A 10,714-nucleotide genomic window follows, 5' to 3' on the forward strand; every position below is an offset into this window, starting at 1 on the left:
AGAGCCTAAATCCTAGAGCCTAAACCCTAGTGCCTATGACGCGGGATAAACCCGCTGCTACATGGGTTTCGGCTAAGCCGTTTCGTTTAGCAACGAATTAAAGCTGTCGTTGTCGTGTAGGCTGGCAAACGCGCTTTCGTGTAATAGCTCGTTACGCAAGTTAGGAGAATACTCAAGGGCCATACGAATATCAGCCATTGCATCGGCGTGTTTGTGCAGTAACGCATAGGCACAAGCACGTTGCCAGTATGCGTAGCCGTAGTCGCTATCAATTTCTAATGCTTGATTACAAAGCTCGATAGCCTCACCTGTTTCGTTAATTTCTAACAGTGCATCTGCTTTATAGGCAATGGCTTCTACGTCTTCTGGTTTACGTTTTAAGATCTCGTCAAAAATCTCAATCTTATTCGCAACATCGCTTTCTAAATTGGCACGCATCCATAAAGAATGAACTTCATTGGTGATTGAGATCTTTTGCTGGTTTAATAAGATCTCTTCAGATCGCTCACGTAGCTTTTCTTCAAGTACTTTTAGGCGCTCTTCGTATTCTTGTGTGATCGCACTAACACGTGAGTTTACAATGTCTTCTACTTTGTTTTTCACATCACGCAGTGAATTCCAACCGACTAAAACCAAAATTGAAGCTGTAATCGTAATAATGAAAAACACATTATTAATGGTGTCGGTTGTATAAGTTAATGCACGGTCGGCAGTATCTAGTTGCGTATGAGCAACTTGTTTTGTTACATCTTCGCGCAGTTTTTGTTGGTCTTGGCGCACAGCTTTTAATTCATCAAGAATATAGCGCTCTAACAATGGCTTATACATAGGTTCTTGAAGCTTATCGAGAGCTTGTTGTTGCTCTGCTTCGGTTAATGCAGGGCGGTTTTCTGGCTCATTTTGAGCTACTGCAAATGTACTAAAGCTCATTAAAAAAGTGATTAAAATTAAGGTATAACGCATGACATATTAATTTTTAGTGATTTCTGAGGTAACTGTAACATGCGTGAGCATTGTGGACTAGGCAAAAAAAAAGCCAGCTCGGGGGAGAGCTGGCCAAACTGCTTAAACAACATAAAGTCGTAAGGGGTATCAACAGGAGTTAGGTACAATATACCCATTTTAATCTGAACAACTACTTAATACTTAATGAGTTTTTAAAAACTTATATTCGTTCTGTCAGAATCACAATGTTCGTCTAGACTTAAGGAGTCGTAAAACTAAAAGGTGAGAGTATGCGCCAACAACTAGTCCAACTGCTGTATGGAGTATCAATTTCTTCTGATCTTGATAGTGGCAATGTTGAATTAGCTGAACGCTTAATTCTGAATGCTGTACTTGATGGCCTAGAAATTGGCCGAGCAGGGATCTGGCTGTTAAATGAAGAAAACACCGCAATTGAATGCCGGTTATTACTTGATAGAGAAAACGGCAAAGAAATCCAAATGTTAGTGCTCCCACGTGATGCATACCCAGCCTATTTTAAAGCACTCGACACCCAACGTACGATTACTGCCGAAGATGCTCATACCGACCCTGCTACGTATGAATTTAGCGAAAGTTACTTAACACCTCTTAACATAGGTGCAATGCTCGATGCGCCAATTCGATATAAAGGAAAAATGATTGGTATATTTTGCTGTGAGCACATAGGTGGAACAAGGCAATGGACAGAAGACGAATGTTCATTCATCGGTGCTTTGGCTGATCTTTATGGCAGAGCCTTGTCTGCACAAGAAAACGAACGCATCAATGCAGAACTTGAGCGTGCCAATCAACATCTAGAACAACGTGTTGCAGAACGAACGCGTACGCTTGAAAAAACTTTATCTGAACTGACCGCGATGCAAGAAAAGCTCATTGAAGCCGAAAAAATGGCTTCACTGGGTAATCTTGTTGCGGGTATTGCCCATGAGGTTAATACGCCGATTGGCATAGCAGTCACAGCAAATAGTTCGGCAAAAGATAAGCTAAATATGCTTAATAAACACATAGATTCAAATACCTTAACAAAAGCGGCCCTACTTGAAGGCATGAATCATTTAAACGAGTGTATCAAAATATCGTTTACCAACCTTGAACGGGCTGCAAAGCTAATCAGTGACTTTAAACAAACAGCGGTTGATCAATCATCGCTTAATTTACTCGAAACCAACATTAAAGATTACTTTGAAAATATCTTACATAGCTTAATGCCACTTACACGTAGTCATAATGTTGAAGTAAACATCAACTGTGTTGATGACTTTTCGCTAATAACCGTTCCGGGGGCACTTAGTCAAATATTCTTAAATCTTGTAAATAATAGCTGTGTGCACGGATTTGTTGGCCGTGAGCAAAACCGCATAGATATCGCTGTAAGCATCGATAACGACACCAATAGCTACACCATAACCTATAAAGACAACGGTCATGGCATGACCGAAGATGTAATGCACAAGGTATTTGAGCCATTTTTCACTACCAAGCGAGGCAATGGTGGCAGTGGTTTAGGTATGTCGATAGTTTATAACCTTGCAACGCAAGCGCTGCAAGGCGAAGTGAGCATCGATAGCAAACCTGATAACGGCGTTACTGTCACCTTCAAATTGCCGCAAAAGCTCACATAACTAATTAATATTTATACAAGTTGTTGGCTAAATAATCTGGTGACTGGGTAATAAAATTAAAAATTAATCAGCTTGCTTAGCAAGACAAGAAATATCAGTGCATTTATTGTCTTTGCAAAATTGTTTAATACGTTTTTTAGAATATAAATAATTAATGCTCAATGGTGTGATTAACAGCGCTAGCCAAAACAACACCGAGCTTCTAAAGGTTAGCCCCACAAGCGATGCGACGACCAGCCCTGTTAACATCAAGATAGGTAAATTGGCGATAAAAAAGTTAATGCTTAGTTGTCTAGCAACGTCAGGATTAATGGTTTTCATAAGGGCTACTCGCTGTTTAAAAATACCCTTATAAAATGGACGGTTTTATAAAATGAATCAAATCAGATTTTTCTATCGGTGCAATCGATTTAAAACTATGTTCTGGATCTAGCTTTATTAAAGTACAACTCCTATAGTTTTAAACAACAGGAACTTATTCGCTATTAGTTATTCATAACTATTAGAAAATCTCTCTTTATGACGAAAGGGATAAAAGCGCATTTTAGCATTTCGTCATATTTTTAGCTTATGAGGAGCACATAATGAGTAATGGAAAAACGGGCCAGTGCCCGGTAATGCATGGTAGTAACACTGTCACCGCTCAATCAAATACCGACTGGTGGCCAAACGCGCTCAATTTCGACATTCTTCATCAACACGACAGCAAAACGAATCCTTACGGCAAAGACTTTAATTACGCAGAAGCATTCAAATTCCTTGATCTTGAAGCCGTTAAAACCGATTTAAAAAACTTAATGACTGAAAGCCAAGAATGGTGGCCAGCTGACTGGGGCCATTACGGTGGTTTAATGATCCGTATGGCATGGCACTCAGCGGGTTCATACCGTTTAGAAGATGGCCGTGGTGGCGGTGGTACAGGTAATCAGCGTTTTGCGCCATTAAATTCGTGGCCAGATAACGCTAACCTAGATAAAGCACGCCGTTTACTTTGGCCAATCAAGAAGAAATACGGTAATAAGCTTTCTTGGGCTGATCTAATGATCTTAGCCGGTAATATGGCTTACGAATCAATGGGTTTAAAAACATTTGGTTTTGCCGGTGGCCGCGAAGATATTTGGCACCCAGAAAAAGATGTGTACTGGGGCGCTGAAAAAGAATGGTTAGCACCTAGTGATGAGCGCTATTCAAATGTAGCTAAACCAGACACCATGGAAAACCCATTAGCAGCGGTACAAATGGGCTTAATTTATGTAAACCCAGAAGGGGTGAATGGCAACCCTGATCCGCTTAAAACGGCTGAACAAGTTCGCGAAACATTTGCCCGTATGGCAATGGATGACGAAGAAACTGCAGCGCTTACAGTGGGTGGTCATACCGTGGGTAAAACCCATGGTAATGGTAGTGAAGAAAACGTAGGCCCTGAGCCAGAAGCAGCTGATGTATTTGAGCAAGGCCTTGGCTGGAACAACCACAATTCACGTGGTATTGGTCGCGATACCATGACGTCGGGCATTGAAGGCGCATGGACAACTCACCCAACTAAGTGGGATAACGGCTATTGCTACTTACTGCTTAACTACGAGTGGGAACTTAAGAAGAGCCCGGCAGGTGCGTGGCAGTGGGAACCAATCGATATTAAAGAAGAAGACAAACCAGTTGATGTAGAAGATCCATCAATTCGTTTAAATCCTATTATGACCGACGCCGATATGGCGATGAAGATGGACCCAACCTATCGTAAGATTATCGAGCGTTTTAACGATGATTTTGAATACTTTAGTGATGTGTTTGCACGTGCATGGTTCAAACTAACGCACCGTGACTTAGGTCCTAAATCACGTTATTTAGGTGCCGATGTACCAAGCGAAGATCTGATCTGGCAAGATCCGATCCCAGCGGTGGATTACACCTTATCAGACAGCGAAATTAGCGAACTTAAAACCAAGCTACTTAACTGTGGTGTAAGCCAAGCAGACTTAATCGCAACAGCATGGGATAGCGCCCGCACTTACCGTGGTTCAGATCATCGCGGTGGTGCAAATGGTGCACGTATTCGCCTAGCACCGCAAAAAGATTGGCAAGGTAACGAGCCTGAGCGTTTAGCTAAAGTATTAAGCGCACTCGAGTCAGTACAAGCGGGTTTAAGTAAACCAGTAAGTCTCGCTGATTTAATTGTACTTGGTGGGTCTGCTGCGGTTGAACAAGCTGCAAAAGCGGCGGGTGTTGATATAACCGTGCCATTTGCGCCGGGTCGTGGTGATGCCACAGACGAGATGACAGATGCAGACTCGTTCGACGTACTTGAGCCAATTCACGATGGTTTCCGTAACTGGTTGAAGAAAGACTATGCGGTTTCAGCAGAAGAGCTAATGTTAGAGCGTACGCAATTAATGGGCTTAACAGCACCAGAAATGACCGCTCTTGTTGGTGGTATGCGTGTACTAGGCACTAATCATGGCGGCTCTAAGCATGGCGTGTTTACAGATAATGTAGGCACACTTAGCACAGACTTTTTTGTAAACCTAACTGACATGGCTTACACATGGAAGCCAACAGATAATGGTCTTTACGATATTGTTGAGCGCAACACAGGTGCAACTAAATGGACAGCAACACGCGTTGATTTAGTGTTTGGCTCAAACTCAATCCTACGCTCGTACGCAGAGTTTTACGCACAAGACGACAACAACGAACGTTTTGTAAAAGACTTTGTCGACGCATGGGTGAAAGTAATGAACGCCGATCGCTTCGATATTTAATTTAAAATTCCGTTAAGTACAAAGGCCACACAGTTAAACTGTGTGGCCTTTTTTAGTTACGAGGGGAAAGGGGAAAGTTACGAGTAACGAGTAACGAGTAACGAGTAACGAGGTTCGAGATACGAGATGCGAAATACGAGATACGAGATGCGAGGTAGCAGCGATTTTACATCGCGTCCTAGCGCCTAGAACCTAAAGCCTAGCGCCTAGAACCTAGAGCCCAGAACCTAAATCCCAGCACCCATAACTCGCCGATGACGCGGGATAAACCCGCTGCTACATGTAGGCGTGAAACTTGTTTCGCGCGTCTGATCTGAAGGCTGAAAACTCCTTTACTTTTCAATCCCTAACCAATAACTGTTTTGGTATATGTTTTCTTCAACTTCTTTATCGCTGTAGTTATAGATACGCTGCCAAAACAGGCGGTCGAAAATGAATTTATCTGCTTCTTTATGAATAATTTTAAAATTAATTAAAGAGGCATATAAATTTTCATCATCGCCTAACACCTCATCCTTACAGCTAGAGTAATCAAATGCACTTGGGCACTGAGACATCATTGCAAAACTAATACTGTTATCAGCTTCAAATTGCCAATAGGTATTTGGCGTAAAGTTAGCTCTGTTTTCAAGGCCATATTGGTCAGCGTAATAGAAGCTACCTTTACCATCATCATTTATAAACCAGTATGTTTTCAGGTTGCCGCTGGTGTAGTCTTGACGTAAGTAGCTAAATAGGTGCTTATAGTCATCAAGAGTGATGGTTGAATCATCAATCACTTCAATAAATTCATACCCTAAGCGAGCCTGACGCTCTTCTTTATTTCGCTCGCGCACCATGAGAGTTTTACCATCAGGTTGAGTGAAAAATTGTAAGCTGGTATCTAGGCCATTGCCGGTTACCTTAATGGTGTCGCCATTATTGTCTAAGTTGTAATGCCACTTGAACGAGTCGGTACTTATAGGCGTATTGAATGTTACCGTTACAGTGTCGGCGGCAGTGATAGTGAAAAATGATGGTAAATAGCGAAGCGTTAATCCTTCACCTGTATCTGAATTTTTATTATTTAAGCGACCAGTATACGTTTTACCCACTTTAAGCTCAGGTACCGCAATCGGTGTCAGTTTTTGTAATGCAACAACCGACGTTTGCACTTTCATAGCTTCAGTTAGCTCTTCTGATTCAACAATATTCGCAGCGTCAGTTTCATCATGATAGCTAAGAACATGTTGCAGTTTTAGCACCGCAAAATTATCGAACTGCGCAACCACTTCGGCATTAACGAGGTTAAGGTCAAACTCTACATTCACCTCGTAGCCTTCTTTATTTAGCTGATTTGCATAGCTGTTCGTAATAAATTTGTCGCCATTAATCGCTAACGTTTTACCTTCTAAGGTCGCCGAAAACTCTGCATAAGGGAATGATGTGGTACTGCCTGAAGCTGTTGGAATATAGCTTGCTATCGATACTTCAAAATAGCTTTCTTCACCTTCGGTGTTTAAATGATTCACCATGTGAAAAGTATTGTCGTCCATATCAACATAATACGCAGAGCTAAGTTCCGTATTTGATTTATAAAGGGTAACTACTTCGCCTTTATCGGTCGAAACATTAAAAAGCTCAACACGAATAGCATCATCTCGCTTAGCCAACACTTCCATTTCAAGAAGGGTTTGTTGATTACATTCATGCAAGCAATCAATCGCTTGGGTATTTAATGCAATCACATCAGGGTTCGACCAATCAAAACGGCTTAGCTCACCATTTTGAGCAATCACACCAGTGTCTTCAGTGGCAAACGAAAGCTGCACACTACCATCGCTTGATTGCCAGTTCCCCATCACTTCGCTATTGCTAAGCTCAATAGGTTGCCATGCTGCACGGTTTTCGGCGACATTAACGATTAGGGTATATTGATTACTCGCTTTACCATCAGAGACTTCTAAAGTAAAAGCGTGGTTGGCTACTTCGAATAAGCTTGGCTCTGCACTAAAAGTTACTTGATTACTGCTGGTGGTTACAGTCAGCCACTCTGGTTTATCAATAATCGTTGTTGTCACACTGTCGTTTTGCTCATCTTTTAAATCAACAACTAAATTAGTTGATTCAAGCGCTTTGGCTGAGAGAGTGAGCGAGCCAGAAAGCGTCGGTGCAGTATTTTGCTCTACTTTTACATCTGGCGTTTTATCTGTAGATGAACCGCCACCACAGGCTGTTAGAGCCAGAGTCAGTGCCGATACGCTGAGGAGCTTTTTCATTTAGGTCCCTTAAATTTATTGTTCTATTAAAGTCAAAGAAATTTAAGTTACCTAAAATGGGTAATTCAGTAAAGTGAATATGTAACTGAACGTAAACAAAAAAGGTGAGCTAACTTGCTCACCTTTTCGAAGAAGGGGTTATTGCGCTTGTTGCGCAACATGGTCCATATATTCGTCAAACGTGCCCTGAAAATCGATAAGCTGTTGATCTTTTATATCGATGATCCGAGTCGCTAAAGACGATACAAACTCACGGTCGTGGCTCACAAAAATCAGCGTGCCTTGGTAATCTTTTAATGCATTATTGAGTGCTTCAATGGCTTCCATATCCATGTGGTTAGTTGGCTCGTCCATAATGAGCACGTTGATGTCTTGCATCATGAGCTTACCAAACAATAGGCGGTTCTTTTCACCACCCGAGCAGTTACGGGCTTTTTTATTAGCGTCGTCTGCGGTGAATAATAAACGGCCTAACATAGCACGAACCATTAAATCGTTGTGCTTAGCGGTGCGCCACTGTGACATCCAATCAAATAAAGTTAAGTCGTTATCAAAGTCTTTACTGCTGTCTTGCGGGCAATAACCAATGCTGGCATTTTCAGACCACTTAACCACACCTTCGTTACTTTGTAATTCATTCACTAGGCAACGTAAAAGGGTGGTTTTACCAACACCGTTTTCACCAATAACTGCAAGCTTAGCGCCGGCTTCAAGTAATAACTCACCACCGCTGAACAGAGCTTCGCCATCAAAGCCATGACCTAGCTTGGTAAGTTCTAATGCTTGGCGATACATCTTTTTGCCTTCGTCAAAACGAAGTGATGGGCTAATGCGGCTTGACGCTTTTACCTCATCAAGCTTAATTTTATCCATGCGCTTAGCACGAGAGCTAGCTAATTTTGCTTTCGAAGCATTGGCACCAAAGCGGTTTACGAACTCTTGTAGCTCGTCAATTTCGGCGCTCTTCTTTGCGTTTTCAGCAAGTAGCTGTTCGCGTTGCAAGCTTGAAGCTTCGATCCACTTTTCGTAGTTACCAGGGTAAATTCTTAGCTCACCGTAATCGATATCGGCCATGTGCGTACATACCGAGTTTAAGAAGTGACGGTCGTGCGAGATGATAATCATCGTACACTTACGCTGGTTAAGCTCGTTAGCTAGCCAAGTAATAGTGTGAATATCAAGGTTATTGGTTGGCTCATCAAGTAGTAAAATATCAGGGTTTGCAAACAGCGCTTGTGCTAAAAGCACACGAAGTTTCCAGCCCGGCGCAACGTTTGCCATTAAGCCGTAATGAAACTCTTGCTCAATACCCGCTTGGATCAAAATTTCTTCCGCGCGGCTTTCTGCTGTGTAGCCATCCATTTCAGCGAAAACGCTTTCAAGTTCAGCGACTTTCATGCCGTCTTCTTCACTCATTTCTGGCAGAGAATAGATACGGTCGCGCTCTTGTTTTACTTTCCAAAGCTCTGCATCACCCATGATCACCGCATTAACCACAGTGTATTGCTCAAATGCAAACTGATCTTGGCTTAGCGTACCTAGCTTTAAACCCGGTGCAATCGACACATTGCCAGACGTTGGCACAAGCGCACCACTTAGAATTTTCATAAAGGTCGATTTGCCGCAGCCATTCGCACCAATTAAACCATAGCGGTTACCGTTACCAAACTTAGCTGAAATGTTCTCAAACAGAGGCTCTGCACCAAATTGCATGGTGATATTTGCGGTTGAAATCAACGAATTGTTCCTAGAAAAATACTGACAGGGTTATGGGCGCAGCAACTGCGAAAATAAACAAGCAATAGGGTAAATAATAGGCCGCGGATTATACAGATCAGCCCCTAATAACGCTATTAAAAAAGAGAAAGATTCAAGTTGCGAGGGGAAAGGTGCGAGATTCGAGTCTGTAGCAGCGACTTTACATCGCGTCCTAGAACCAGAGCCTAGCACCTGATGTTTCCCGCTTAGGACTGGCTTTAGCCGGGAAGTGTTTTAAGTTAGCGAGTTTCAAGGGGAAAGAGTAAAGTTACGAGATGCGAGGTAGCAGCGATTTTACATCGCGTCCTAGCGCCTAGCACCTAGCACCTAATGTCTTCATGCGTCTGAGGGCTTACGGCTGAAAGCTGACCGCTCTTGTTTTGTCGCAACTCGATTCTCGTTACTCGTACTTAATCCAACTTACTAAAATCAACTTCTGGCAGGCTCTCAAACCCTGGGCGAGCGAAGAAATATCCTTGCATTAAACTTACGCCAGCTTGGCGTAACCATTGATATTCTTCAACTGTCTCAATCCCTTCGGCAAGGGCGGTGATGTTGAGCTCTTCAAGCATAGCAATACAATGGTTCACTATGATTTGGCGTGCTTTATTTAAATGAATATCGCGTATCAGCTCCATATCGAGCTTAATAATATTGCTCTGAAAATCAGCCAATAAATTTAAACCCGAGTAACCCGAGCCAAAGTCGTCGGTTGCGGTAATAAACCCGAGTGATTGGTAATACTCAACAACACGTTTGATGTGCGTACTGTCTTCAACCTTTTCAACCTCGGTAAACTCAAACATAATTTGTTCTACCGGAAAGTCATATTGCTTAGCAGCTTCAAGGGTTGTTCTAATACAGCGCTCAGGTTTGTAAATCGCGTTAGGTAAAAAGTTAATACTCAAAATAGAATCAAGCTTCAGCTTAGCTGCAAGCGAAATAGCTTTAATACGACAAAGCTGGTCGAAGGTATAACGGTTCTCATCGTTCACTTGTGAGATAACAGAATAAGCCGACTCATTATTGGGCCCTCTAACTAATGCCTCATAGCCAAAAATATGTTTATCGGTGCAATCAATAATTGGCTGAAAAGCCATTGTAAAATCAAAACCAAGTTCTAATTTGTCTTTACAGTTATTACAACCTGTTGGCTGACAATGAGTTTGCTTGTCGTGCATGCTTACCTCAGACTAAAGTCTTCTTAATACATAATAGTGCTAGTAAATTGCCAATTGTGCAATGTTGTTGAGTTAAAAGTATAAAATCTCGCATCTCGCATCTCGCATCTCGTCTCTCTCACCTCGTCTCTCTCACCTCGTCTCTC

Annotated in this window: 7 protein-coding genes; 2 read left to right on the forward strand and 5 right to left on the reverse strand. The window is 42.2% G+C overall.

Features of this window, described 5'->3' with window-relative positions; translation table 11 throughout:
- Window positions 1-72 precede the first annotated feature (72 nt).
- Entirely contained in the window at window positions 73-930 is an 858-nt protein-coding gene (locus VRK28_RS08310) for a tetratricopeptide repeat protein (RefSeq protein ID WP_442961230.1), read from the reverse strand.
- A gap of 305 nt (window positions 931-1,235) precedes the next feature.
- Between VRK28_RS08310 and VRK28_RS08315 the strand changes: the two genes are divergently transcribed.
- Window positions 1,236-2,609: a GAF domain-containing sensor histidine kinase gene (locus VRK28_RS08315; protein WP_250660738.1), complete on the forward strand. Its 1,374-nt coding sequence runs from the start codon at window positions 1,236-1,238 to the stop codon at window positions 2,607-2,609.
- Window positions 2,610-2,672: 63 nt separating this feature from the next.
- On the opposite strand, the gene VRK28_RS08320 is transcribed toward VRK28_RS08315, so the two are convergent.
- Complete coding sequence (locus VRK28_RS08320; RefSeq protein WP_250660739.1) at window positions 2,673-2,930, reverse strand: hypothetical protein; 258 nt, start codon at window positions 2,928-2,930, stop codon at window positions 2,673-2,675.
- Window positions 2,931-3,193: 263 nt separating this feature from the next.
- On the opposite strand from VRK28_RS08320, the gene katG reads away from it, so the two are divergent.
- Window positions 3,194-5,371 carry a catalase/peroxidase HPI gene (katG, locus tag VRK28_RS08325; RefSeq protein WP_332393719.1) on the forward strand — a complete coding sequence of 726 codons (2,178 nt, stop codon included), beginning with the start codon at window positions 3,194-3,196 and terminating at the stop codon, window positions 5,369-5,371.
- Window positions 5,372-5,703: 332 nt separating this feature from the next.
- Here the strand turns inward: katG and VRK28_RS08330 are convergent, their stop codons facing one another.
- The 3 genes from VRK28_RS08330 to VRK28_RS08340 all read right to left on the reverse strand — a co-directional run bounded on the left by VRK28_RS08330 (window position 5,704) and on the right by VRK28_RS08340 (window position 10,568).
- A complete protein-coding gene (locus tag VRK28_RS08330; protein ID WP_332393720.1) occupies window positions 5,704-7,629 on the reverse strand; it encodes a hypothetical protein in 1,926 nt (641 codons plus the stop codon).
- Between the two features lie 138 nt (window positions 7,630-7,767).
- On the reverse strand, window positions 7,768-9,366 hold the full coding sequence (locus tag VRK28_RS08335) for an ABC-F family ATPase (protein WP_332393721.1): 1,599 nt from the start codon (window positions 9,364-9,366) through the stop codon (window positions 7,768-7,770).
- Between the two features lie 431 nt (window positions 9,367-9,797).
- On the reverse strand, window positions 9,798-10,568 hold the full coding sequence (locus VRK28_RS08340; protein ID WP_332393722.1) for an EAL domain-containing protein: 771 nt from the start codon (window positions 10,566-10,568) through the stop codon (window positions 9,798-9,800).
- Window positions 10,569-10,714 lie beyond the last annotated feature (146 nt).

It is taken from the genome of Pseudoalteromonas sp. P80D2 (assembly GCF_036680945.1).
Taxonomy (GTDB): domain Bacteria; phylum Pseudomonadota; class Gammaproteobacteria; order Enterobacterales; family Alteromonadaceae; genus Pseudoalteromonas; species Pseudoalteromonas shioyasakiensis.